Annotated in this window: 27 protein-coding genes, 3 tRNA genes and 1 pseudogene; 11 read left to right on the forward strand and 20 right to left on the reverse strand. The window is 51.5% G+C overall.

Annotation, left to right across the window (positions count from 1 at the left end):
- Positions 1–4: 4 nt before the first annotated feature.
- Together G6Q29_RS03100 and G6Q29_RS03105 are read left to right on the forward strand one after the other, a co-directional pair.
- The gene (locus G6Q29_RS03100; protein WP_165464475.1) at positions 5–688 is read left to right on the forward strand and encodes a cupin domain-containing protein; all 684 of its coding nucleotides are present in this window, start codon (positions 5–7) and stop codon (positions 686–688) included.
- A complete protein-coding gene (locus G6Q29_RS03105; protein WP_165464476.1) occupies positions 685–1,779 on the forward strand; it encodes a flavin monoamine oxidase family protein in 1,095 nt (364 codons plus the stop codon). Before G6Q29_RS03100 ends, G6Q29_RS03105 begins: the two co-directional genes overlap by 4 nt.
- A gap of 147 nt (positions 1,780–1,926) precedes the next feature.
- Here G6Q29_RS03105 and G6Q29_RS03110 read toward each other — a convergent pair whose 3' ends face one another.
- The 9 genes and pseudogenes from G6Q29_RS03110 to uvrY form a co-directional block, all read right to left on the reverse strand.
- Complete coding sequence (locus tag G6Q29_RS03110; RefSeq protein WP_165464477.1) at positions 1,927–3,195, reverse strand: Y-family DNA polymerase; 1,269 nt, start codon at positions 3,193–3,195, stop codon at positions 1,927–1,929.
- Positions 3,196–3,197: 2 nt separating this feature from the next.
- A complete protein-coding gene (locus G6Q29_RS03115) occupies positions 3,198–3,617 on the reverse strand; it encodes a translesion error-prone DNA polymerase V autoproteolytic subunit (RefSeq protein ID WP_165464478.1) in 420 nt (139 codons plus the stop codon).
- A 172-nt stretch (positions 3,618–3,789) separates the two neighbouring features.
- Positions 3,790–3,885: pseudogene (locus G6Q29_RS03120) on the reverse strand (helix-turn-helix domain-containing protein); the annotation flags it as partial.
- Positions 3,886–4,244: 359 nt separating this feature from the next.
- Positions 4,245–4,331, reverse strand: a tRNA-Leu gene (locus tag G6Q29_RS03125).
- 11 nt (positions 4,332–4,342) lie between these two features.
- Positions 4,343–4,416 (reverse strand) — tRNA-Cys (locus tag G6Q29_RS03130).
- A 51-nt stretch (positions 4,417–4,467) separates the two neighbouring features.
- Positions 4,468–4,543, reverse strand: a tRNA-Gly gene (locus tag G6Q29_RS03135).
- Positions 4,544–4,695: 152 nt separating this feature from the next.
- Complete coding sequence (gene pgsA, locus G6Q29_RS03140; RefSeq protein ID WP_003859652.1) at positions 4,696–5,244, reverse strand: CDP-diacylglycerol--glycerol-3-phosphate 3-phosphatidyltransferase; 549 nt, start codon at positions 5,242–5,244, stop codon at positions 4,696–4,698.
- A 56-nt stretch (positions 5,245–5,300) separates the two neighbouring features.
- The gene (uvrC, locus tag G6Q29_RS03145) at positions 5,301–7,133 is read right to left on the reverse strand and encodes an excinuclease ABC subunit UvrC (protein WP_165464479.1); all 1,833 of its coding nucleotides are present in this window, start codon (positions 7,131–7,133) and stop codon (positions 5,301–5,303) included.
- Positions 7,130–7,786, reverse strand: a complete 657-nt coding sequence (uvrY, locus tag G6Q29_RS03150) for a UvrY/SirA/GacA family response regulator transcription factor (protein WP_006811135.1) — start codon at positions 7,784–7,786, stop codon at positions 7,130–7,132. Before uvrY ends, uvrC begins: the two co-directional genes overlap by 4 nt.
- Before the next feature lie 398 nt (positions 7,787–8,184).
- Here uvrY and G6Q29_RS21820 point away from each other — a divergent pair, with 398 nt between their 5' ends.
- Both G6Q29_RS21820 and G6Q29_RS03155 read left to right on the forward strand, forming a co-directional pair.
- A complete protein-coding gene (locus tag G6Q29_RS21820; RefSeq protein WP_418235935.1) occupies positions 8,185–8,265 on the forward strand; it encodes a hypothetical protein in 81 nt (26 codons plus the stop codon).
- On the forward strand, positions 8,252–8,476 hold the full coding sequence (locus G6Q29_RS03155) for a DUF2594 family protein (protein ID WP_165464480.1): 225 nt from the start codon (positions 8,252–8,254) through the stop codon (positions 8,474–8,476). Before G6Q29_RS21820 ends, G6Q29_RS03155 begins: the two co-directional genes overlap by 14 nt.
- A 64-nt stretch (positions 8,477–8,540) precedes the next feature.
- Here G6Q29_RS03155 and sdiA read toward each other — a convergent pair whose 3' ends face one another.
- From sdiA to G6Q29_RS03195, 8 genes are all read right to left on the reverse strand, one after another.
- Positions 8,541–9,263 carry a transcriptional regulator SdiA gene (sdiA, locus tag G6Q29_RS03160; protein WP_165464481.1) on the reverse strand — a complete coding sequence of 241 codons (723 nt, stop codon included), beginning with the start codon at positions 9,261–9,263 and terminating at the stop codon, positions 8,541–8,543.
- Positions 9,264–9,486: 223 nt separating this feature from the next.
- The gene (gene tcyN / locus G6Q29_RS03165) at positions 9,487–10,239 is read right to left on the reverse strand and encodes an L-cystine ABC transporter ATP-binding protein TcyN (RefSeq protein ID WP_165464482.1); all 753 of its coding nucleotides are present in this window, start codon (positions 10,237–10,239) and stop codon (positions 9,487–9,489) included.
- On the reverse strand, positions 10,236–10,904 hold the full coding sequence (gene tcyL / locus G6Q29_RS03170) for a cystine ABC transporter permease (protein ID WP_165464483.1): 669 nt from the start codon (positions 10,902–10,904) through the stop codon (positions 10,236–10,238). Before tcyL ends, tcyN begins: the two co-directional genes overlap by 4 nt.
- A gap of 20 nt (positions 10,905–10,924) precedes the next feature.
- Positions 10,925–11,911: a D-cysteine desulfhydrase gene (dcyD, locus tag G6Q29_RS03175; RefSeq protein WP_165464484.1), complete on the reverse strand. Its 987-nt coding sequence runs from the start codon at positions 11,909–11,911 to the stop codon at positions 10,925–10,927.
- A gap of 103 nt (positions 11,912–12,014) precedes the next feature.
- Positions 12,015–12,815: a cystine ABC transporter substrate-binding protein gene (gene tcyJ / locus G6Q29_RS03180; RefSeq protein ID WP_165464485.1), complete on the reverse strand. Its 801-nt coding sequence runs from the start codon at positions 12,813–12,815 to the stop codon at positions 12,015–12,017.
- 86 nt (positions 12,816–12,901) lie between these two features.
- Positions 12,902–13,453, reverse strand: a complete 552-nt coding sequence (fliZ, locus tag G6Q29_RS03185) for a flagella biosynthesis regulatory protein FliZ (RefSeq protein WP_165464486.1) — start codon at positions 13,451–13,453, stop codon at positions 12,902–12,904.
- A 54-nt stretch (positions 13,454–13,507) separates the two neighbouring features.
- On the reverse strand, positions 13,508–14,227 hold the full coding sequence (locus tag G6Q29_RS03190; protein WP_003859623.1) for an RNA polymerase sigma factor FliA: 720 nt from the start codon (positions 14,225–14,227) through the stop codon (positions 13,508–13,510).
- Between the two features lie 163 nt (positions 14,228–14,390).
- A complete protein-coding gene (locus G6Q29_RS03195) occupies positions 14,391–15,599 on the reverse strand; it encodes a FliC/FljB family flagellin (protein WP_165464487.1) in 1,209 nt (402 codons plus the stop codon).
- 269 nt (positions 15,600–15,868) lie between these two features.
- Between G6Q29_RS03195 and fliD the strand changes: the two genes are divergently transcribed.
- The 4 genes from fliD (at position 15,869) to amyA (ending at position 19,679) form a co-directional block, all read left to right on the forward strand.
- A complete protein-coding gene (gene fliD, locus G6Q29_RS03200) occupies positions 15,869–17,281 on the forward strand; it encodes a flagellar filament capping protein FliD (protein WP_165464488.1) in 1,413 nt (470 codons plus the stop codon).
- 30 nt (positions 17,282–17,311) lie between these two features.
- Complete coding sequence (gene fliS / locus G6Q29_RS03205) at positions 17,312–17,722, forward strand: flagellar export chaperone FliS (protein WP_047063139.1); 411 nt, start codon at positions 17,312–17,314, stop codon at positions 17,720–17,722.
- On the forward strand, positions 17,722–18,093 hold the full coding sequence (fliT, locus tag G6Q29_RS03210; RefSeq protein ID WP_165464489.1) for a flagella biosynthesis regulatory protein FliT: 372 nt from the start codon (positions 17,722–17,724) through the stop codon (positions 18,091–18,093). The genes fliS and fliT overlap by 1 nt, the downstream gene beginning before the upstream one ends.
- Positions 18,094–18,191: 98 nt before the next feature.
- Positions 18,192–19,679, forward strand: a complete 1,488-nt coding sequence (gene amyA, locus G6Q29_RS03215) for an alpha-amylase (protein WP_165464490.1) — start codon at positions 18,192–18,194, stop codon at positions 19,677–19,679.
- A gap of 445 nt (positions 19,680–20,124) precedes the next feature.
- Here amyA and yedD read toward each other — a convergent pair whose 3' ends face one another.
- From yedD to G6Q29_RS21660, 3 genes are all read right to left on the reverse strand, one after another.
- A complete protein-coding gene (yedD, locus tag G6Q29_RS03220) occupies positions 20,125–20,538 on the reverse strand; it encodes a lipoprotein YedD (RefSeq protein ID WP_003859613.1) in 414 nt (137 codons plus the stop codon).
- Positions 20,539–20,770: 232 nt separating this feature from the next.
- On the reverse strand, positions 20,771–21,094 hold the full coding sequence (locus G6Q29_RS03225) for a hypothetical protein (protein WP_165464491.1): 324 nt from the start codon (positions 21,092–21,094) through the stop codon (positions 20,771–20,773).
- Complete coding sequence (locus G6Q29_RS21660) at positions 21,094–21,333, reverse strand: hypothetical protein (protein WP_242637187.1); 240 nt, start codon at positions 21,331–21,333, stop codon at positions 21,094–21,096. The genes G6Q29_RS03225 and G6Q29_RS21660 overlap by 1 nt, the downstream gene beginning before the upstream one ends.
- Before the next feature lie 112 nt (positions 21,334–21,445).
- Here G6Q29_RS21660 and G6Q29_RS03230 point away from each other — a divergent pair, with 112 nt between their 5' ends.
- The 3 genes from G6Q29_RS03230 to G6Q29_RS03240 are packed head-to-tail and all read left to right on the forward strand — an operon-like array spanning position 21,446 to position 24,191.
- Entirely contained in the window at positions 21,446–21,808 is a 363-nt protein-coding gene (locus tag G6Q29_RS03230; protein ID WP_165464492.1) for a GtrA family protein, read from the forward strand.
- Positions 21,805–22,734 (forward strand): glycosyltransferase family 2 protein, encoded by a 930-nt coding sequence (locus G6Q29_RS03235; protein WP_165464493.1) that lies wholly within the window; start codon positions 21,805–21,807, stop codon positions 22,732–22,734. Before G6Q29_RS03230 ends, G6Q29_RS03235 begins: the two co-directional genes overlap by 4 nt.
- A complete protein-coding gene (locus tag G6Q29_RS03240) occupies positions 22,731–24,191 on the forward strand; it encodes a glucosyltransferase domain-containing protein (RefSeq protein WP_165464494.1) in 1,461 nt (486 codons plus the stop codon). The genes G6Q29_RS03235 and G6Q29_RS03240 overlap by 4 nt, the downstream gene beginning before the upstream one ends.
- The last annotated feature ends 19 nt before the right edge of the window (positions 24,192–24,210 follow it).

Below are 24,210 nucleotides of genomic sequence, written 5' to 3' on the forward strand. Positions count from 1 at the left end.
GATTATGATGTTACTGAATTCTGATTTCTCGCAAAGAGCCATCATCACGCCGGATGATTATCGCTGGGTGCCTTCCCCGCAGCCGGGTGTGGAACGCGTCATGCTCGACCGGATAGGCCGTGAGCAGGCCCGTGCAACCAGCCTTGTCAGGTATGCGCCCGGATCCGAATTTCCCGCACACAGCCATCCCGGCGGAGAGGAGATTCTGGTGCTCGAGGGGACTTTTACCGAAAACGGTGTCGATCACCCTGCCGGCTGGTACCTGCGCAGCCCGGACGGTTCTTCTCACCAGCCCTCAAGTCGCGACGGCACGACGATTTTTGTCAAGCTGCGCCAGATGTCTGCCGATGAACGCCAGCCGGTCAGGATAAATACCCAGGAGGCAGCTAACTGGCACGGTCAGCCGCAAAGACAAATCTGCCCTTTATACTCCGGCCCCCTGGAAACCGTTCTGCTTCAGAAGCTTGCTCCGGGCGAGCGGGTTTTCCGTGCGCCGCTTGTTGGCGGAGCAGAGCTCCTTCTTCTGCAAGGGGAACTCCATGCGCCGGAAGGTTGCTATGAGGCAGGAAGCTGGCTGCGGTTTCCACCGGGTGACAGGCCTGCTCTGATGGCCACCGCCTCTGGCGCACTTTTTTATCTGAAAACGGGACATCTCAGCCCGACAACCCTGACCGGAGCGACATTATGAAGCAGAGCGCTGTAATCATTGGTGCGGGCATCAGCGGCCTTTATGCCGCCACGCTGCTTGAAAAAGCGGGTGTGGATTATGTGATCCTTGAGGCTCGTGACAGAACGGGCGGGCGCGTGCTGTCAGGCCTGGAACTGGCGGGCACCTCCGCTGGCAATCATGTAGATATGGGGGCAGCGTGGTTCTGGCCTGATATTCAACCGGACTTCGCGCAACTGATCGCGCGGCTTAACCTTCCGGTAATCGCGCACGGCCGTCCGGGTGACATGCTCTACGAACGCCAGCTGACTTCGCCCCCCGAACGCTATCCGGCATGGGAGAGCTCCCCGGCGTCTTTCGGGCTGAAGGAAGGAATGCAGGCGCTGACGGCGGCACTTAAAAGTCAGATCCCGGCTGAGAAGATTAAAACCGGCCATCAGGTGGTGGCGGTTTCCCGGGCTGGCAAGGAAGTGCAGGTCCATACCCGGTCCGAAGGCAGTAAAAAGGCCGTGTTTTCCGGTGAGCATGTCTTCCTCGCTTTGCCTCCTGCCCTGGCAGCTAAAATAGATTTCAGACCGGCGATGGCGGAACAGGTGCTGTCAAACTGGCGGAAAATCCCGACATGGATGGCTCCCCATGCAAAATATGTCGCTGTATATAAAACAGACTTATTACATGAGCGACAGCTTTCAGGAAATGCAGGAAGCCGCGTTGGGCCAATGGTAGAGATCCACGATGTATCTGAGCCAGATTCGGGTAAAACGGCGATTTTTGGTTTTATTGGCGTACCGGCAAAATCGCGATGGACCGTCAGCGACGCTGTGCTCAAAGACCTTTGCCGGGAACAGCTTGTACGCTTATTTGGACAGGAGGCGGCAGAACCCGAAGCTGAGTATATAAAAGACTGGGCAGCCGATCCGTTTACAGCAACGGAATTTGATCTCCAGCAGGAAGTCGGGCACGCAATGCCTGAGCAACTTCCTGCCAGGGGAGAATGGTCTGCCGAGATAACCGGTATCGCCAGTGAATGGTCGCCGCAGTTCTCGGGCTATCTGGCTGGCGCAATTGACTCGGCATCAACGGGCGTTCAGCGCTGGCTGCAACAGAAATAAACCGCGAAAATGGGGTACTACCGCCCGAGCCAGAGAGGGGTTGTTGAAAAACATGCGTATCCGGTTCGAGAATACGTCTGTTATTTGAAACAGCTGGCTTTTGCAACGTCCGCTCCTGACACGAAATGTCCCTGAGTGCTCAAAAGATTATCTGACCCTGAGAAGATCGGAATACCTGGTAGTGTAACGCGGCGAAAGCATTTCACGCTTCATTTGCCACTGCTGCTGTATGCCCTGTCCGGCAAAGTAAAGGGTTCCCTTTCCCTCTTTAGCGTTCAGATGATCGAGCACTTCCATCAACCTTTCGCTATCGGCACGCGGCGCGTTCTCGTCAAACAAATTGAGCTGGGCCACACCCTGGCTAAAGAAGTCCCCAAGCATAATGCCGGCCTTCTGGTACCGTTGGCCATCTTTCCAGATTTTGTCCAGGCATTTTACAGTAGCATTGATGATGTCCCGTGAATCCTGAGTGGGGGTAAGAAGCTTCATGGACGCACTGTTACCGTAATACGGCTCTTTAAGCGCAAAGGGAGACGTTTTCACAAATACGGAGATAAAGCGGCAATACTGATGCTCGCCACGAAGCTTTTCGGCACCACGCGCCGCATAGCTGCAAATAGCCTGGCGCATCTGTTCATACTCAGTAACGCGTTCGCCGAATGACCTACTGCATACAATTTCCTGTTTAGCAGGAGCAAACTCTTCAAGATCAAGACATGGCTCTCCGCGCAGCTCTCGCACGGTTCGCTCGAGTACGACGTTAAAGTTTTTCCTGATAATCCACGTACTTTGCTCAGAAAGGTCCAGAGCCGTTTTGATGCCCATAGCGTTTAGCTTCTTGCTGATGCGCCTCCCTACACCCCACACCTCCTCTACCGGTACGATAGCCAGCAACCGACGCTGTCGGTCAATATTGGACAAATCAACTACCCCTCCAGTCTGGCGCTGCCATTTCTTGGCAGCGTGATTCGCCAGCTTTGCGAGTGTTTTTGTCTGCGCAATGCCAACCCCGACGGTCAGATGCGTCCGCTTCATAACGGTAGCGCGGATTTCTTTGCCAAACTCCGTCAGATCCCGGCAGTTGCGAACTCCTGTCAGGTCGCAAAAAGCTTCGTCGATGCTATAAATCTCGACGCGAGGGCTCATTTCCTCCAGCGTTGTCATCACCCGATTGGACATGTCAGCATAGAGTTCGTAGTTACTGCTGAAGCAAACAACCCCAGCGCGCCGGAATAAGTCCTTTTGCTTGAAGAAAGGCTCTCCCATTGTAATTCCGGCAGCTTTGGCCTCGGCGTTGCGTGCGATTACACAGCCATCATTGTTCGAGAGAACGACCACCGGCCGTCCCCTCAAATCGGGACGGAACACCGTCTCGCATGATGCGTAGAACGAATTCACATCACAGAGCGCAAACATACTCAGCTCGCCGATTTAACGATGAAAGTAACTACACCGAAAACGTCCAGCGTATCTTCGCTGCCCACCACAATCGGATTGTAAGCACTGTTCATCGGATTGAGTTGAACAGTCGGACGCAGTTGAAGGCGTTTAACAGTAAATTCACCATCCACGGCCGCAATGACGATATCTCCATGTTCAGCAACCCGTGAGCTATCAACCACCAGCAGATCACCGTCGCTGATCCCCCCTTCTGTCATCGAATCCCCTGCGGCTTTAACGAAATACGTTGAGCTGGGATGGGAAACAAGCAACTCATTAAGATCAATACGCTGCTCTACATAATCAGCTGCGGGACTGGGGAAACCACATTGCACCAAATCGCTGTACAGTGGGAGTGCGAGAATTTCTCGCAGTTCTGTAGGCCTGATGAATTCCATTGCACATACCTCAAATACTGTTTTTATATACAGTAGTTTTGTTTCTGTTAACGCGCAATACATCTGAGTCGTAGCGACTGTTTAAAGCTTCACCGCTTCGTTTCTAAGTTTCTATCAGGCTTCGAATTATTATTTTTGTAAATTTTCCGGTTGAAACCCTATGTGCACAAATTTAAGCCGGTTTGGATGCAGGAAATTTTTTATAAAGCGTACAGACAGCAACATCATAGATAATTGCCACCTGCTTTCTGTCCATTCCGTTTGAGAGCCACAAGAGATGCCTTTAATGCGCAGCAGGGAAAAGCGAACGCCATTGCCGCAGAGAAATTTCCTGAGCCTGACTTCATGTTCACTTTCCACGATTTAAAAGTAAAAGGGATATCGGATCCGGGAGACACACTTAACGAAAAACAGGGAATCGCTGGTCACAAATACGCGTCACAGACCGCGCGTCTGTGATAGAAAAAATTCCTGTTGTTCCGGTAGTCGGGGGGGAAGTAATGCCCTCTTTTTGTGGCGAAGCCGAATGGCGAAAGAATAGCAAATAGCGAAAATCAGGCAATAAAAAACCACCTTTCGGTGGTTTATACGACACTGCTTATCATTGATTTTATTCTACTTTTCCCATGGTAGCCGGAGTGGGACTTGAACCCACACAGCGCGAACGCCGAGGGATTTTAAATCCCTTGTGTCTACCGATTCCACCATCCGGCCAGGGAAGAAAGTGGAGGCGCGTTCCGGAGTCGAACCGGACTAGACGGATTTGCAATCCGCTACATAACCGCTTTGCTAACGCGCCTTAAATCTTTTGTCTTTCGACCTGCACCCGCAAACTGCCGATGCTTTAATTTGGAGCGGGAAACGAGACTCGAACTCGCGACCCCGACCTTGGCAAGGTCGTGCTCTACCAACTGAGCTATTCCCGCATATCATCAAGCCACTTGCTAAATACTTGATTTCATTATCGTCCGGCTAACCGTGCCGCCGTTCGATGCGTTGCATTCTACTGATATGACGTTTTGAGTCAACGTTATTTTTTGCATCTCAGGATCGTTTGCTGAAAATTAAGCCGAAACGATCACTGTTCAAGCAAATCACCGCGCGCAGCGTTCAAATATTGCAGCATTGACCACAGTGTCAGCACCGCTGCAACCCACAGCAGACCAATGCCCGCCCACTCTACCCACGCATTTGGACGCCACAGCATCCACACCAGCGCCGCCATCTGTGCGGTGGTTTTGACTTTACCGATCCAGGAGACCGCCACGCTGCTGCGTTTACCCAGCTCCGCCATCCACTCGCGCAGGGCAGAGATAATAATTTCACGTCCAATCATGGTCGCGGCGGGCAGCGTCACCCACCAGGTATGATAATGTTCCGCCACCAGCACCATCGCGATTGCCACCATCACCTTATCCGCAACCGGATCGAGGAACGCGCCAAAACGGGTACTCTGATTCCAGCGACGCGCCAGATAACCGTCAAACCAGTCCGTAACGGCAGCGATCAGGAAAATGAGCGCACAGGCAAAAGGCGCCCAGACGACCGGCAGGTAAAATGCCAGGACGAAGAACGGAATGAGCACAACGCGAAAGAGAGTGAGCAACGTAGGGATATTAAATCGCATGATGACGGTAACTGTCTGTTGTCAGTAAAATTTAGCTCTATGTTGCTACAGAGCCCTCAATGTTTCAACGAGTAGTAGATCTTTTCTGCCAGCCCTTGCGAAATACCCGGCACTTTTGCAATTTCCTCCATGCTGGCATTGAGTAATCCTTGCAATCCGCCCATATACTTCAACAGCATCTGGCGACGTTTTGGTCCGACGCCTTCAATCGTCTCAAGGGTACTGGTATTTTTAACTTTCGCCCGTTTTTTGCGGTGACCGCTGATGGCGTGATCGTGCGACTCATCGCGGATATGCTGGATCACATGCAGCGCCGGGGAATCTGGCGGCAGGCTAAAGCCCTCACCTTCCGGCTCAAAGAACAGCGTTTCCAGGCCAGCCTTACGATCCGCCCCTTTCGCCACCCCTAACAGCAGCGGATGGTGTTTATCCCACTCCACATCGAGCGATTCGAATACCGCCTTCGCCTGCCCCAGTTGACCTTTCCCGCCGTCGATAAGGATAACATCCGGAATTTTGCTCTCTTCAATCGCTTTACCATAGCGACGACGCAGCACCTGGTTCATGGCGGCATAATCGTCACCGGGCGTAATGCCGGTGATGTTATAGCGACGATACTCTGCCCGCAGCGGACCGTTGGCATCAAAAACCACGCACGACGCCACGGTCTGCTCGCCCATCGTATGGCTGATGTCGAAGCATTCCATGCGTTTCACTTCCGGCAGTTTGAGCAGCGTCGCAAGCGCGGTTAAACGCTGGCTGACGGTTGACTGCTGGGACAGTTTGGTGGTCAGCGCCGTGGCGGCATTGGTTCGCGCCAGCTTCAGATAACGCGCGCGATCGCCACGCGGTTTCGTCTGGACATTCACCCTCCGGCCCGCCAGCTCTGAAAGCGAGTCCGCCAGCAGGGTTTTATCATCCAGCGTGAAGTCGAGCAGGATCTCGGATGGCAGCGTACGCATCTGGCTACCCTGCAAATAAAACTGGCCGACAAACGTCTCCACCACTTCACCCAGTTCGGTGCCGCCCGGCACTTTCGGGAAGTAGCTGCGGCTGCCGAGCACTTTTCCCTGACGAATAAACAGCACGTGAACGCAGGCCAGACCGGCGTCAAAGGCTACGCCGATTACATCAAGGTCATCACCCGTATTGGAAACAAACTGCTTCTCGGTCACCCTACGCACCGCCTGGATCTGGTCGCGGATGCGTGCGGCTTCCTCAAATTCCAGCGCCGCGCTGGCTTTTTCCATACGGGCAATCAGTTGCGTCAACACCTGATCGTCTTTCCCGGCTAAAAACAGGCGGACATATTCCACCTGCTGCGCGTACTCGTCTTCGCTTACCAGCCCTTCAACGCACGGCCCCAGGCAGCGGCCAATCTGGTATTGCAGGCACGGCCGGGAGCGGTTGCGATAAACGCTGTTTTCGCACTGGCGAACAGGGAAGATTTTTTGTAAAAGCGCCAGCGTTTCCCGCACGGCATAACCGTTCGGGAAAGGACCGAAATATTCACCTTTCGCATGCTTAGCGCCACGATGCATCGCCAGCCGCGGGTGCGTGTCGCCGCTCAGGAAGATAAACGGATAGGACTTATCATCGCGCAGCAGAACATTGTAGCGCGGCTGATACAACTTTATGTAGTTGTGCTCAAGGAGCAGCGCTTCCGTTTCCGTGTGCGTGACGGTGACATCAATGTTGTGTATGAGAGCGACCAGCGCTTCGGTTTTACGGGAGGCAAGGTTGCTGCGGAAATAGCTGGAAAGGCGTTTCTTCAGATCTTTTGCCTTACCGACATAGATAACCGTACCGCCAGCATCGTACATACGGTAGACGCCTGGCTGGCTGGTGACGGTTTTCAGAAATGCTTTTGAATCGAACGCTTCACTCACTGACTTATTAACGACTCCGCATTGCACAAACCATGGCGAATGGCCAGATGAGTCAGTTCGACATCACCGTGTATGTTTAGTTTACTGAACATACGATAGCGATAGCTGTTGACCGTTTTCGGGCTGAGATTCAGCTGCTCTGAAATCTCATTCACCTTCTGACCTTTAGTAATCATCAGCATAATCTGCAATTCGCGCTCAGACAAACTGGCAAACGGAGATTCCGTTTTTTCCGGTTCAATCTGACTCAGGGCCATCTGTTGAGCAATATCAGAAGCGATGTAACGCTGCCCGGCGAAAACGGTGCGGATCGCATTGACGACTTCCTGCGGCGCGGCACCTTTGCTGAGATAGCCGGCAGCGCCTGCCTGCATAACCCTGGCCGGCAGCGGATTTTCGGTATGGACGGTCAGCATGATGACTTTGGTATCAACGAACATGCGCGCGATTTTGCGCGTGGCTTCAAGCCCGCCAATACCGGGCATGTTCATATCCATCAGCACCACGTCTGCGGAGTTAGCGCGGCACCATTTGACGGCATCTTCGCCACAGCACGCCTCGCCGGCAACTTTAATACCCTTTATATCTTCAAGAATGCGTCGTATCCCTGCGCGCACCAGTTCGTGGTCATCAACAAGAAGGACGTTGATCAAAGGAAATGTCTCCAGAATAGGGATAACGCTACTGACTGCTAATTGGGTTTATATTAACGGTTTTCCGGGCAAGATTAAAACGCTAAAAAATCCGCTATTCGATTCTGGTCTCGTTTTTGGAAATTAGACTGTACAGAAAGTGGAAAGAAAACCCTTGTACGCTGCGATGTTAGCGCTATTTTTTAGCATCGACATTCAAAAACTTACCAAAACAGTTGTTAACTCAATCGAAAAAGAGCGAGCGATTTTTTGTAACAACAATTAACGAATAGCGCACCGGCAATAAACATTTAATTGTCGCTAACATATTGGACAGATTACCTTCATAATCCGCCCCGGCCAATAAACAATACGCGGAAAAGTATGAAAAACAACCACTGCATTTTTTGCCATAGCTTGTGGTATACTCCGCCGCCTTAACTTTCATCGTCGCGCTCATGCGCTGTTTTATAATGAGGAAAATAAATGAGCACACCTGAATTTGCCACTGCCGAGAATAACCAGGAACTGGCACAGGAAGTAAACTGCCTGAAATCACTGCTGACGCTTATGCTACAAGCGATGGGTCAGGCTGATGCTGGTCGTGTGATCATTAAAATGGAAAAACAGATCGCGCTGATGGAAGACCAGGCGGAATCCGCTGTTTTTGCCAATACTGTTAAGCAGATTAAACAAGCCTACCGCCAGTAACAAAAACGGCTGGATGCAGAGCATTCAGCCGTTTTCTCGTCTGACACGCAGAACGTGATATCAGTCAGATAAGCCCCGTCGCTGCGGCATAACACGCTATCTGGATCTTATTCGGTGCGTTGAATTTCTTCTGCATATTCTTCTGGTGGAAGTTCACGGTATTTTCCGAGATCGAGAGAATGATGGCGATTTCTGCCGACGTCTTCCCTTCTGCGGTCCACTTCAGAATTTCCCGTTCACGCTTGCTGAATTTCATCTCAGGCGGCATCACCGTCTCGTGTTCAAAGCGCAACAGTGTGGTGAGCGCCATCTGGATCAGCATTTGCAAACGCAGCTCAACTTCTTCACTGGATATGGCGTTTGCCTGTAAGTTGTTACGTGATACCGAGAGGAAACCGAGCGCATGATTTGGCAACATCAGACACTGCGTTATTCCTTTACGTAAACCGTGGTCCCGCGCACCGTCCCATAATTGCTGGGCATCCGCGAATAATTCGTCCGTCCAGGGCAAATGTCCCTGAATGAAATTCTCCGGCTTAAGTACCGGGTCGATGGCGAAATAATTCTCAGAATGATATTCCGCCATCCATTGTTGCGGATAACTGGAATGGACGGACGTTCGCGGGCGGGTAAATGGCACAGGGTGTCGAACACAAAGCGCATAATAATCAAATTCAAGCGCCTGCGTTTGTCGCTGAAGTTCCTGATATACCTCTTCGGCACAGGTCATTTCCTGAAACCGGAGAAAGCATTCCCGTCGCCAGGTGAAAAAGTCTATATCCCTCATACTTACTGAATGAAGCCTCTGATAAAGATAATCATTATTATGGTGAATATAACCTAACACATAAAGCATGATTATTTATATAAAATATCGGCCCCAGGCAGATTATCTTTAATTTGGCGATGGCTTATCCACATCGGGCGGAATAAAAAAGCAACAAAACTGTGTTTAAGGGAAGATAATTTGCCCCAGAAGCGGCATCTGGAGCAAATTGGACGTGAAAATGCTACTGCATTAAGAATTTTTCAAGGAACTGACGGGTTCGGGCCTGCTGCGGATCAGCAAAAAGCGCTTTAGCCGGCCCTTGCTCAACTATCCGCCCCTGATCCATAAAAATAGCCCGATCGGCAACATCGCGAGCGAAGCTCATTTCATGCGTCACAATCACCATCGTACGTTTCTCCTGCGCCAGCTGTCGGATAGTGTTCAGCACTTCCCCGACCAGCTCAGGATCGAGCGCGGATGTGGGTTCGTCAAACAGGATCACATCCGGGCGCATCGCCAGCGCGCGCGCAATGGCGACACGCTGCTGTTGCCCGCCCGATAAGCGACGCGGATAGCTCGTTTCCTTCCCGGCCAGGCCAACCTTCGTCAGCAGCTCGCGGGCGCGGACCGTCGCGTCTTCCTTAGATTCACCCTTGACGATAACCGGGCCTTCGATAATGTTTTCCAGCACAGTGCGGTGCGGAAAGAGATTAAAGCTCTGAAACACGAAGCCGACATGCTGGCGCAGGCGGCGAATCAGCCCTTTTTGCTGGCTCATGGGTTTCCCGGTATCAATGGTGATGTCACCCACGCGGATCGTCCCGCCTTCGGGCTGCTCCAGTAAATTGATGCTGCGCAGCAGCGTGGTTTTGCCTGAGCCGCTCGGGCCGATAATTGCCACCACTTCGCCCTGCTCAACCTCAAGATCAATGCCATGCAGCACCGTTTGCCCGTGGAATTTTTTCACCAGGTTTTTGACGTCAATTGCACTCATTTTGGATCACGCTCCTGGCGGTTAAGCTGGTTTTCAAAATAGTTTTGCAGAGCGGACAGCACCGTCGCCATCACCCAGTAAATCAGCGAGGCCGCCAGATACATGGTAAACACTTCCAGCGTGCGCGAGGTGATCAGCTGCGCCTGACGGAACAGCTCCGGCACCTGAATGGTCGCCGCAAGCGAGGTGTCTTTCACCAGGCTGATAAAGCTGTTGCTCAGCGGCGGCAGCGCCACGCGCGCCGCCTGGGGCAGGATCGCACGACGCAGCGTCTGCCACGGGGTCATCCCGATACTGGCCGCGGCTTCCCACTGCCCTTTATCGATGGACGAGATCGCCGCACGCAGCGTTTCAGAGGTGTACGCCGCCGTATTCAGCGACAGGCCAATCATCGCCGCCGGGATCGGATCCAGTTCGATACCGAACTGTGGCAGCCCGTAGTAAATCATAAACAGCTGGGCGATAAGCGGCGTTCCGCGGAATACGGAGATGTAAAACCGCGCCAGCCACCGCACTGGCCAGATGCTCGACATGCGCATCAGTGCCAGCACAAACCCGAGCACCAGCCCGAAGAACATCCCGCCGATACTGAGCTGTAAAGTAAACACCGCGCCCTTTAGCAAGAACGGCAGCGAATCAATAACCAGTTGAATACTTTCTTGCATTATTATTTTTCTACCTGATTTTAGACATGAGGATGATAGGCAAACAGCGCAGGCGCCCCGCCAGTATGAACAAACAAAATGGGTCCTTCATCCTTAAAGCGCTTGCGGGCGATGCCGTCGATAAGGCCCGCCATTGCCTTGCCGGTATAGACCGGGTCAAGCAGAATACCTTCGAGACGGGCCAGCAGCTTAACGGCCTCCATCCCTTCATCATTGGGGGTGCCATAGCCCGGTGCGAAATAGTCATCCCACAGCAGTATTTCCGCCTTCGCCTGAAGCGCAAGCTGTTCAGCCACCGCCTGTTGCAGCGTGACGACTTTCGGTTTCTGGTCCGCAACGCTTCTGGAAACCGTCACGCCAATCAGCTCGACGTCCGGCATCAGCTGCTCAAGCCCGACCGCTAAACCGGCATGGGTACCCGCACTGCCGGACGCCACCACCACCGAGGATAAACCTACCGCGCCGTCGCACTGCTGAGCGATTTCCAGCGCACTCTCAACATACCCGAGGGCACCCAGCGCATTCGAGCCGCCAACCGGGATCACATACGGACGAAAACCCTGCGCCTCCAGACGCGTCGCCAGCTCGTCAAGCTGAGCAGCCGGGTCGGTCAAGGCGTCGACCGTTTCAACCTGCACGTTGAACAGATCCAGCAGCAGACGGTTACCGTTAGTCAGGTAATTCTCTGCCTGCGTCCCGATCGGGTTCTCGAGCAGGGCTACGCAGTGGAGACCCAGCTTTGCCGCCACGGCCGCCGTCTGGCGAACGTGGTTAGACTGAATTGCCCCGGCGGTGATCAGCGTGTCCGCCCCCTCGCGCAGAGCATCAGCGGCGAGGAATTCCAGCTTGCGCAGCTTATTTCCACCCATCGCCATGGGCGTCACATCGTCACGCTTAATGAAAATATCGCGCCCCAGATAGTCAGAGAATCGCGGCAGGTACTCCAGCGGCGTGGGTGCGCCGATAAATTCCAGACGAGGAAAGCGCGTTAAATTCTGTAGTGACATGGTTCCTCCGGTCACGCAAACAATTGTTATTTCATTATGCACGCAGACGCGCGAGAAATAAAAAAGGCGCTTTTAAAAGCGCCTTTTTTTGTCAGTCAGAGACTTATTTCGTCACGTCTGCGCCGAACCACTTCTCAGAAAGCGCCTTCAGGCTGCCGTCTTTTTGCATCTCAGCAATGGCACCGTCAATGGCTTTAAGCAGATCTTCGTTACCTTTGCGCACCGCCACGCCGGATTCCTGACGGGAGAACGCATCGCCCGCGACAGCCAGGGTATTGTTGGTTTTCTTCACCAGATCCAGCGCTGCCAGGCGGTCGACCAGAATGGCGTCAATACGGCCTACGCGCAGATCCTGGTATTTCGTCGGGTCATCATCATAGGTACGGATGTCCACGCCCTGCACGTTCTGGCGCAGCCACTCTTCGTAGTTGGTCCCCAGACCGACGCCGACTTTCTTACCTTTCAGATCCGCTGCGGATTTGATGCTGCCTTCGTTACCTTTCTTCACCAGCGCCTGAATACCGGACACGGTGTACGGCGTGGAGAAGTCATACTTCTTCTTACGCTCGTCGGAAATGGTTACCTGGTTAATCACCACGTCAATACGTTTGGAGTCCAGCGACGCCAGCATACCGTCCCATTTGGTTGGTTTCAGGGAGGCTTTAACGCCGAGGTGTTTCGCCAGCTCTTCAGCGAATTCCACTTCAAAACCGGTCAGTTTACCGTCGTCGCCCTGGAAGCTGAACGGAGGATAGGTTCCTTCCAGCCCGACCAGCAGCGTGCCGCGCTCTTTGACTTTGTTCAGCAGGTTTTCTGCGGCGAACGTTTTTACGCTCATCCCCGCAACCAGCGCAACGGCCATAACACCCATCAATGCCTGACGACCCAGAAGTGCTAATTTCATAAATACCCCGATACAGTGGAATTTTTACGTAGTGTAGAGAAATCGCCTGCAACGTTAAAGGCGACTGCGCTACATGTTATTCTTTTTTAATATATATCAGAAGTTGTTCCGACGTGGTCTTTCTGATTCACTGCACCCGGCATTTGCACCTTATATTGCGCATATTTGCGCAGCGCAATGCGGTAGTTGTTGGTGCTGGTTGCAGGCAGCCACGGCTCCAGATTTTCATCCAGATAACCGGTTTTCAGCAGATCGCGGGAAATGTTGTTTACGGCCAGATGTTGGCCAAGGCGGCGCAGGCGAACGACGTACTCGCGAACGGTGCCATGACTCATCTCCGCTTGTTCAAACAGGAATTGCTTGAAGCCGATAATATCGAAGAAGTCGCTTTGCTCTTTGCAGTGGAGATCGCCACAGAAACGGCAAAGCGCTACCCACTCTTTTTGCTCTTCAAGCCAGGCGGCTTCATCCATCAGCGTGTCGAGGCGGGAAATCGCAATCTTATTCACGATTTCACCGCGTCGGACCAGCGTGATGCGGTCGAGTAATTTTTTACAGTGGGCGCAATGCGTCTGGCTGTGTTTAAAGTCTTTCAGGTAGCGGCTTAAAGGCCGTCTTTTAGATTGCTGCACCGTCATGATAACTCCTGGTTGTCAATACGTTGTGCGGCATTACCAAGGCGAATCACTCACCTATAACTTACCCAGTTTGGTGCGCAGGCGTTTAATGGCCTGGCTGTGCAGCTGGCTCACCCGTGACTCGCCCACCTCCAGTACGGCGCCAATCTCTTTGAGATTGAGCTCCTCCTGGTAATAGAGGGTTAACACCAGCTGCTCACGTTCCGGTAAAGCTTCAATGGCTTCCATCACGCGCTGGCGCAAATTCCCTTCCAGTAAGTGGTGTAACGGGTTTTCTTGCTGATGCTCATCCGTCACCAGCTCGATGCTATCGCCATGCTCTTCGCGCCACTCATCATAAGAGAAGAGTTGGCTGTTATTGGTATCGAGCAACATCTGGCGATACTCTTCAACAGGAATGCCCAGACGTTCCGCCACTTCGGTTTCCGTCGCGTTGCGCCCCAGCTCCTGTTCCAGCTGCCCCATCGCATGCGCCACTTCGCGCGCGTTGCGGCGAACGCTGCGCGGCACCCAGTCGCGGCTGCGCAGCTCGTCCAGCATCGCACCACGAATACGCTGCACTGCGTAAGTCGTAAATGCCGTTCCTTGCAGAGCGTCGTACCGGTCAACTGCATTCAATAACCCGATACCGCCCGCCTGTAGCAGATCGTCCAGTTCCACGCTCGCCGGCAAACGCACCTGGAGGCGCAATGCTTCGTGACGCACCAGCGGAACATAACGCTGCCACAGCGAGTGTTTATCCATTACACCTTCAGCGGTATAGAGTGAATTCACGATAAACAGCCCTGCGTTAGTTGAGTTATCGGCATGATTATCCGATTCTGGAGGGGTTTTAATCGGGTGAATAGTGGGTGAAATGAGGGGTTATTTGGGGGGTTACGCGTGAATGCGGACAGAAAAAACCCCGCCGAAGCGGGGTTTAAGCGTAATCAGGTGATTAGCCTTGCAGCAGAGACAGAACCTGCTGAGGAACCTGGTTAGCTTTGGACAGCACGGAGTTACCGGCCTGCTGAACGATCTGCGCTTTAGACATATTGGACACTTCGGTCGCATAGTCGGCGTCCTGAATACGGGACTGCGCTTCAGACAGGTTGGTGGTGGTGTTGTTCAGGTTGGTAACCGCAGAGCTCAGACGGTTCTGTACCGCACCCAGTGAAGAACGGAACTGGTCAACAGACGCGATCGCTTCGTCCAGTTTAGCCAGTGGGTTAGAAGAAGAACCGGTAGTCAGGTTTTTCAGGCTCAGGCTAGAAGTATCGATAGTGAACGCTGCTGTGTCAGCGGCAGTCTTAGTATCTGCTGACTGAGGATCCAGAGCGATGAAATACTCTTTAGCCTTTCCTGATTCGCTTTCAAAACCGTTTGCTTTCAGGTTGTTAACTTCCGCAGCACTTGCAGGAGTAATCGTTACTTTTGCAAACAGATTACCATTGTCATCTTTGTAAACTTCGTCAGCTGTTAACGCAACGCTGCCATTCGCCACACCAAGACGGGTCGCTAAGTCGTTAGCGCTTTTTTCTTCTACAGTCGCTTTGGTGACGCTGGTGGTAGAACCGTAGTAAGAGGTAAAGTCTGTGTTAGCAGCTGTACCCAAGGTTCCTTTTGCATCTTTAGGACCATTAACGTTGAAGCTATCCAGGCCAAGAGTTTTTGAATCAATTTTCTTCAGGTCGATGGTGATGGTTTCGCCATCATTCGCGCCGACCTGGATGTTCATTTTACCGTCTTTAGCCAGTACGTTCACGCCGTTGAACTGAGTCTGGCCAGATACACGGTCGATCTCAGACAGACGGGATTTGATTTCGTCCTGGATTGAAGCCAGGTCGGAATCGGAGTTAGTACCAGTCTGAGACTGAACGGTCAGCTCACGAATACGCTGTAAGTTGTTGTTGATTTCAGACAGTGCGCCTTCCGTAGTCTGAGCAACAGAGATACCGTCGTTAGCATTACGTGCAGCCTGAGTCAGGCCTTTGATGTTAGAGGTGAAGCGGTTAGCAATCGCCTGGCCCGCAGCGTCATCTTTCGCGCTGTTGATACGCAGACCAGAAGACAGACGCTCGATAGAAGAAGACAGAGCGGACTGGTTCTTGTTGATGTTGTTCTGAGTGATCAGCGAGAGGCTGTTGGTATTAATGTACTGTGCCATGATTTCGATTCCTGTTGTTCATCAAATCTGTTTGGTTAGATTTGGGTTTCCACCCTTCGGCTTCATCGCCGTCAAAGGTGTTATCGTCTGGTCCAAAACAACCTTTAGATTTTTTTTCAGGATCGCGTTAATTTTTTTAGCCACGGAAAAGCTCTTCTCTATTACCGTTATTCCCGCCATTAAAAAAAAGAAATTAACCGTAAACTTTCCCCCATTAAGGCCGATAACCCCACTATTCGTTCTACGTGTCGATAGATTAAGGAATAAATATGGCAAGTATTTCATCATTGGGGATTGGCTCGGGTCTTCAGTTAGCAGACATTCTGGATAGTCTGACTAAGGCCGAAAAAGAGCAGCTGACGCCGATTTCCAAACAACAGTCATCTTATACCGCCAAGCTGAGCGCTTACGGCACGTTGAAGAGTTCACTGGAAGCCTTTCAGACTGCCAACACCGCGCTGAATAAAGCCGACCTGTTTACGGCGACCAGCACGGCAAGCAGCACCACGGCATTCAGCGCCACCACCACCGGCAGCGCGATTGCAGGTAAATATACCATCAGCGTGTCACAGCTGGCGCAGGCGCAGACGCTGACCACAAAAAACACCCAGGCAGACGCCAAAACCGCAATTGCCACGGCTGACAGCAAGATCACGTTTACCGCCGGTAACGGAAAAGATCCGGTGACCGTCGATATCAGCGCGGCAAACTCCTCGCTGAACGGCATTCGCGATGCGATTAACAAAGCTGATGCGGGCGTGACCGCCAGTATTATTAACGTCGGTAACGGTCAGTATCGTCTGTCCATCACCTCCACCGAAACCGGGGCGGATAACGCGGTCAGCATCAGCGTGAGCGGCGACAGCGCCCTGCAATCCTTTATGGGTTACAACGGCACCAGCACCGACGCCAGCAACGGCATGACGGAAAGCGTCACCGCGCAGAACGCAAAGCTGAAGGTGAATAACGTTGATATCGAAAACAGCAGCAACACCATCAGCGATGCGCTGGAAGATATCACCCTGAACCTGAACGACGTCACCACCGGTAACCAGACGCTGACGATTACTAAAGATACGTCAAAAGCGGAAACGGCGATGAAAGCCTGGGTGGATGCCTACAATACCCTGCAAGACAGCTTCGCGTCACTGACAAAATACACCGCTGTCGATCCGGGTAAGGATGCGCAGGATTCCAGCAACGGCGCCCTGCTCGGGGACAACACGCTGCGTACTATCCAGACGCAGCTGAAAACCATGCTGAGCAGCACCGTCGGCGGAACCGCCTATAAAACGCTGACTCAGGTGGGCATTACCTCCGATCCAAGCACGGGCAAGCTGGAGCTGGACAGCGACAAGCTGAAAAAAACGCTGACAGAGAACCCGTCTGCGGTGAAAGATTTGGTTGTGGGTGACGGTAAAACCACCGGGATCACCACCACCATGGCCACCCATCTGACTGACTGGCTTTCCAGCAAAGGGATTATCCAGGCGGCCAAAGATGGCGTCAGCAAAACGCTGAACAAGCTGACGGATCAATACAACTCAGTGAGTGAACGTATTGACGCGAGAGTGGCACAGTACAAAGCCCAGTTTACCCAGCTGGACGTACTGATGACCTCGCTGAACAACACCAGCAGCTACCTGACGCAGCAGTTTGAAAATACGTCCAGCAACAAGTAGTAAACGCTAATCAGACCCGAGGGGGATAACATGTACGGCGCAAAAGGCACGCAAGCCTACGCAAAGATAGAAGTTGAAAGCGCGGTGATGAGCGCCAGCCAGCAGCAGCTGGTTATCATGCTATTTGACGGGGCCCTCAGCGCACTGGTACGCGCGCGTCTGTTCCTGGCAGACGGTAATATTCCGGCAAAAGGGCTGGCGCTCTCAAAAGCCATCAACATTATCGAAAACGGGCTGAAGGTTGGCCTGGTGGAAAATAACGGGGATGAGCTTACGCAAAACCTGATTGCACTATATGCCTATATGGTACGTCGCCTCCTGCACGCCAACGTGAATAACGACGCCAGCGCCATCGAAGAGGTGGAAACCTTGCTGCGCAATATCGCTGACGGGTGGAAGGAGGTTGCCGGTACGCCACAACTGATGCAGGACGCCGTCTAATGAGTAACGCACCGCAACTTTATGCCCTTTATCAGCAACTCCTTGAGCAGAGCCAGTTGATGTTGCGACTGGCCCGGCAGGGACTATGGGATGATCTGATCATCTGTGAAACCGACTATGTTAATGCGGTGCACTCACTGGCTCGTCTCACTCAGGAAAGTGAACCTTCGACGCAGATTCAGGAGCAGCTTCGCCCGACGCTGCGGGTGATCCTGGACAACGAAAGTCAGGTGAAAACGTTGCTACAAGCCAGAATGGATGAGCTGGCGAAGCTGGTTGGGCAATCTTCCATCCAGAAAACCGTGCTCTCCACCTACGGTAACCAGGGCGGTCATGTACTGGTTCCGCAAAGTAATAGCGATATCAATTAGCCATTTAACTGGCGTGCGAGCGTTAACCGTTTCGTTCGCCAGGCATTTCTGCCAAACCTGCTCCATACTTGAGTTTCGCGACCTCATGGAGATGGTGCATGCGCAACCCAACACTTTTACAATGCTTTCACTGGTACTACCCCACCGGCGGTGAACTGTGGCGAGAAGTCACGGCATTAGCCCCCAACCTGAACGAAATCGGCATTAATATGGTCTGGCTACCGCCGGCGTACAAAGGCGCGTCCGGCGGCTATTCCGTCGGGTATGACTCTTATGACCTTTTCGACCTCGGTGAGTTTGACCAGAAAGGCAGCGTTGCCACCAAATACGGCGATAAAGCCCAGCTGCTGGAGGCCGTTAACGCCTTAAAAAGCAACCAGATTGCGGTGCTTCTGGACGTGGTGGTCAACCACAAAATGGGGGCCGATGAAAAGGAACCCGTCCGCGTGCAGCGCGTGGATGCGCAGGATCGCACCCAAATCAGCGATGAGATCATCGAATGTGAAGCCTGGACGCGCTACACCTTCCCCGTTCGGGCCGGGCAGTATTCGCAGTTTGTCTGGGATTACAAATGCTTCAGCGGTATCGACCACATTGAAAACCCTAATGAGGACGGTATCTTCAAAATCGTGAACGACTACACCGGGGAAGGCTGGAACGATCAGGTCGACGATGAGATGGGCAATTTCGATTACCTGATGGGTGAAAATATTGATTTTCGCAACCACGCGGTGACGGAGGAGATCAAATACTGGGCGCGCTGGGTGATGGAGCAAACCCACTGCGACGGCTTCCGCCTGGACGCGGTAAAACACATCCCGGCCTGGTTCTATAAAGAGTGGATTGAGCACGTCCAGGAGGTGGCCCCGCAACCGCTGTTTATCGTGGCGGAATACTGGTCTCACGAAGTGGATAAATTGCAGCACTACATCAATCAGGTGGACGGCAAAACCATGCTGTTTGATGCGCCGCTGCAAATGAAATTTCACGAAGCGTCACGCCAGGGACGCGACTACGATATGAGCCAGATTTTCACCGGTACGCTGGTGGAAGCCGATCCGTTCCATGCGGTGACGCTGGTTGCCAACCACGACACCCAACCCTTGCAGGCGCTGGAAGCCCCGGTAGAAGCCTGGTTCAAACCGCTGGCCTACGCGCTCATCCTGCTGCGTGAAAACGGCGTGCCGAGCGTGTTCTACCCGGATCTTTTTGGCGCCAGCTATGACGACACCGGAGGAGATGGCGAAACGTATCACATTGATATGCCGGTGATTGAACAGCTCCACGAGCTGATCCTCGCCCGGCAGCGTTTTGCCCACGGCGTGCAGACCCTCTTTTTCGATCATCCAAACTGTATTGCGTTCAGCCGCAGCGGGACTGAGGATCATCCAGGCTGTGTGGTGGTGCTGTCGAATGGGGATAACGGCGAGAAGACGATCTGCCTCGGAGAGAATTACGGCAATAAAACCTGGCGTGATTTTTTAGGCAACCGTGAAGAAACCGTGACCACGGCAGCGGATGGCGAAGGGACGTTCTTCTGTAACGGGGGGAGCGTTAGCGTGTGGGTGATTGAGGACGCGCTGTAGTGCTGGAACAGTGCGGTCTGCGGACCCGCTCCCGAAGCGTACGCCATCCTCACAAAATAATGTCTGCACAGACGGCCCCCTCTTCCTTGAGGGAGAGGGCTGGGGTGAGGGGGAACATACGGCTCTGGTGGTCATTCCGTTCACTTTATGTTCCTTGCTACTCTGTCACAACATAACCGGTGAACGTGCCAGGGTGGCTCAGTCGCCACCACCCTGGCGACCCGGGCTTCCGGCGGAAAATCGCCGCTTCGCGGTGCCTTCGGCTTATTCCTTCCGGCTTATCGGGGACGGGCGGAGGTAACATCCCTGTAAAGCCCGCCCTCTCGGCGCATCCCTGCGCCTCGCCCCGGCCTACAGGAAACGCCTCAGCGATTTACAGCCGGACCAGAGCATCGCTGAAAGCCTTCAGTCGTTCTCAAACAAGTTTTTTGCTTCGGGTTAAAAGTTACGGAAGCTTACTCTCCAGCGGATTCTTGCTCAGGTAATCGGCGCATTCCACCGTTGGACGGTCAACCTTGTACAGCTCCATACCGTCATACTCCAGCGCCGCCCCATCACGCTCCAGCGGATAGACATCCAGCTTACGGGTCACGTTATAATAATCATCTGAACGCAGCATGATCTTACCCGGCACCGCGATAACGCGCTGCCACTGACGGCAATCCAGCGTATCCCCCTCCGGCGTCACCACCAGCGTGGCGATCGCTTCCGGGCTCACCATCGCGCTCTGCGGCCCTTTCGACTGCCAGTAACCTGCCAGTTGCGAAGGGACAGGGTGCTTAATCACTTCCTGATAGTTATCAACCTGAACACATCCCGCTAAGGTCAGCATCGCAGCCACAATTGCTACTTTTTTCATCATCTTTCCTGCATGCGAAGAAAAAAATATTGTGGCATTAAAGCCCTCAGGCTGCCAGCGTAAGATGGGTAATGATTACACCTGCATGCCCATCACATGAGCATACAATTTTCATAATCGACAAAGATCGTCCAAGAGCGCACCAAATAACAGATGGTTATAGTCGTCGAAAACGTCAGTCGTCTAAGTTCACCTTAGATCGAGTGCTGTTTTGTGCCCCACCCATGCCCCATCACATCACCGGGCAGTCGTCGTCATCCCTCGCACGGTTGATGAAGAACGTCACCCGCCCCATTACCTCCACCTCTTCCAGTGCCGGGCCCTCTATCGCCTCGCCATCGTCCGTGATTAACGCCTTACCCATCAGTTTGGCAAACTGCGTATGACCGTCGCACAGAATCAGTAATACATTGCCCGGCGTCTTCTTAACAACAGGTTCGATTATCGCGAACCCCATATCAGTTTCGAGCACCCTACTATCCGCCCCGATGTTGCACAGGATTGCTGGGGACAGTTGACGCTCAACATAATCAGCAGCTGGCGAGGCAAATCCCATCAGTGCACCCTCCCCATGTTACGCAGGATCCAGTATCTATTATCACTGCCATCAGTTGTCTTATCTGCAAAGTCGGACTGGTAGCGTTCTATCCATGAGTTTGCTTCTGCACGGCTGAAGTGCCAGTTTAACCCCCGCAGCTTTTTGATGAAGCTGTCTGTTCGTAGATAGCGGTACCCTTTTGGGTTAACCTCTATTGCCGCTATAAAAGCGGCATGAATGTCTGCTGTGCGTGGCATAATCACCTCACAAAATAACTGTATGTATATACAGTATCGTCAAATATGAGGGTCGATCAAGTTTCACAGTGGTGCTAAACTTCAGACCTTTCTGAATTGACTGATTTATATAATGTTAAAGCTCTTTGCTAAGTACACATCAATCGGCGTCATTAACACGCTCATTCACTGGGTTGTGTTTGCTATCTGCATATACGGGTTTCACACAGGTCAGGCGCTTGGTAACTTCGCCGGATTCGTCGTGGCAGTGTCATTCAGTTTCTTTGCAAACGCTAGATTCACCTTTAAGTCCTCGACAACAACGATGCGCTACATGCTCTACGTTGGATTCATGGGCTCGCTTAGCGCAGCTGTTGGTTGGGCTGCCGATAAATCCGGAATGGCTCCAATCGTGACTCTCATTCTTTTCTCCTCCATCAGTCTGGTGTGCGGTTTTATTTATTCTAAGTTCATTGTCTTTAGGGATGCGAAATGAAAATTTCTCTAGTCGTTCCCGTCTTTAACGAAGAAGACGCGATACCGATTTTTTATAAAACAGTTCGGGAATTTGAAGGGCTTCAGCAGCACGAAGTCGAGATAGTGTTCATAAACGACGGCAGCAAAGACGCGACAGAATCAATTATCAGCGCGCTTGCTGTTGCCGATCCGCTTGTAGTTCCTCTTTCATTCACCCGTAATTTTGGTAAAGAGCCAGCCCTGTTCGCTGGGCTTGATCACGCCACCGGTGAAGCGATTATCCCAATTGACGTAGACTTGCAGGATCCTATCGAGGTTATTCCTCACCTTATTGAAAAGTGGCAGGCCGGGGCTGATATGGTGCTGGCCAAACGCTCTGATCGCTCTACAGATGGCAGACTGAAGCGCAAGACCGCTGAATGGTTCTATAAGCTACACAACAAAATCAGCAATCCAAAGATCGAGGAAAACGTTGGCGATTTCCGCCTGATGTCTCGCGAGGTAGTGGAAAACATCAAACTCATGCCGGAGCGAAACCTGTTCATGAAAGGTGTGCTGAGCTGGGTTGGTGGCCGCACTGATGTTGTTGAATATGCCCGCGCAGAACGTGTAGCCGGAAGCACGAAATTCAACGGCTGGAAACTGTGGAACCTGGCTCTCGAGGGGATTACGAGCTTTTCAACCTTCCCTCTCCGCATGTGGACCTACATAGGTTTACTGGTTGCTGGCGTGGCGTTCCTCTACGGTGCGTGGATGATTATAGACACCCTCGCCTTTGGCAATGCTGTGCGAGGTTACCCATCTCTTCTCGTTTCAATTCTTTTCCTTGGCGGCATTCAGCTTATAGGGATTGGTGTTCTTGGTGAGTACATTGGCAGGATTTATATAGAAGTTAAAAATCGACCACGTTACATACTAAAATCAAAGGCTGGGATTGGAAAATGAAAACAATAAAATATAAAGATTACTTAATCGCTATATTATTTCTTTCTCTTCCAATATTTTTGTCTTCTCAATATTATATTGACGACATGGGGAGGGCAACAAAAGGTTATACTAGGTGGGGGGTTGATGGCAGACCAGTTTCAGACTGGTTAATGCAGTTGCTATCTTTTAATCATAGATTAATTGACATTTTCCCTTTACCTCTGATTTTGTCATGCTCATTGATAGCCTTAGCACTTTATATGTTTCATAAGAAATACATAGCCTCCGGAGGTATTTATTTTATCGTTCCTCTTGGATATGTGTTGACGCCATCACTACCAGAGATACTGTCTTATAGATTTGATGTGCTGCCGATGTGTGTTTCATTATGCGCACCACTTCTACTGATCAGTGCAAATAAGAATGACTATAAATTAGACTTTTTATTATCATTAGCCACTGTAATTTTGGTTTTTTGCACCTACCAGCCATCTATAAATCTTTACATTTTTTGCAGCATAATACAGTTTATGCACACTATTGAGCATAGGAATGAGCATAAATATGCGTTAATGCTTGCTGCATCCAGAATTTTGGCCCTTGCTTTATCAGCATTCTTATACTTGAAAATTATCCTACCGAATACATTTTCAGGGTCACACAATTCCAGCCATCCAGGAATAGATGGAGGTGGCTTGTTTAGTAATGCTGTCAACAATCTCACTGCATATTATAACTTCGTTGATAGATTTTTCTTTCATGGTATGGCGGCAATTTATTTCTTAGCAGTTACATGCTTAATATTGCTTTGTTGCATCAAGCTTGCAAAGAAAAAAAAGGGGACTCAGAAAAGTGTTTCATTAATATTCACATACCTAGCATTAGTTTCACTACCTTTTATTTCTTTGATTTCCACGATGGGCTCCCTGCTACCTCTTGAGAGTGCCGTACCTTATTTTTCACGGTTATACGTAGGGTTTAGTGGAATAAACCTGCTTGTCTTTTATTGTGTTTACGTATTAACTAAAAACACTCAAGCAAAATATTTAATCCTTTTACTGCTAATTCCACTCACTTATTTTACAGTGTATATCTATGCATTTGGCGCTGCATCCAAAGCTCAGTCCGAATATAGCTCTGTTATTATTAATGATATAAAGCATAGCTTAAGAGGAATAGATTATAACTATATTGCTTTCAATGGATCACATGCGAAATCGCCGGTTCTGCTGAATTCAGAAAATAACTTCCCGATTTTCAAGTTCAATATACCAAATTATTTTTACAATTGGTCGTGGCCTTACAATAGATTCAACTTTGAAGGCTTGTACCTTCCAAGGGTGCCTGATAAAGATACGGTGAAAAATGCATTGAGCGAGATGTGTACTTCCAGCTTTACTCGAAATGAGAGATTATTTGATCTACATATCGTTAAAGATATTGCAATTGTTGATTTCGACAAGAAATGCAAATAACAAAACAGGCCCCTGACGG

Origin of the sequence: Enterobacter cloacae (genome assembly GCF_011078175.1) — a bacterium.
In the GTDB taxonomy this organism is placed as follows: Bacteria; Pseudomonadota; Gammaproteobacteria; order Enterobacterales; family Enterobacteriaceae; genus Enterobacter; species Enterobacter cloacae_Q.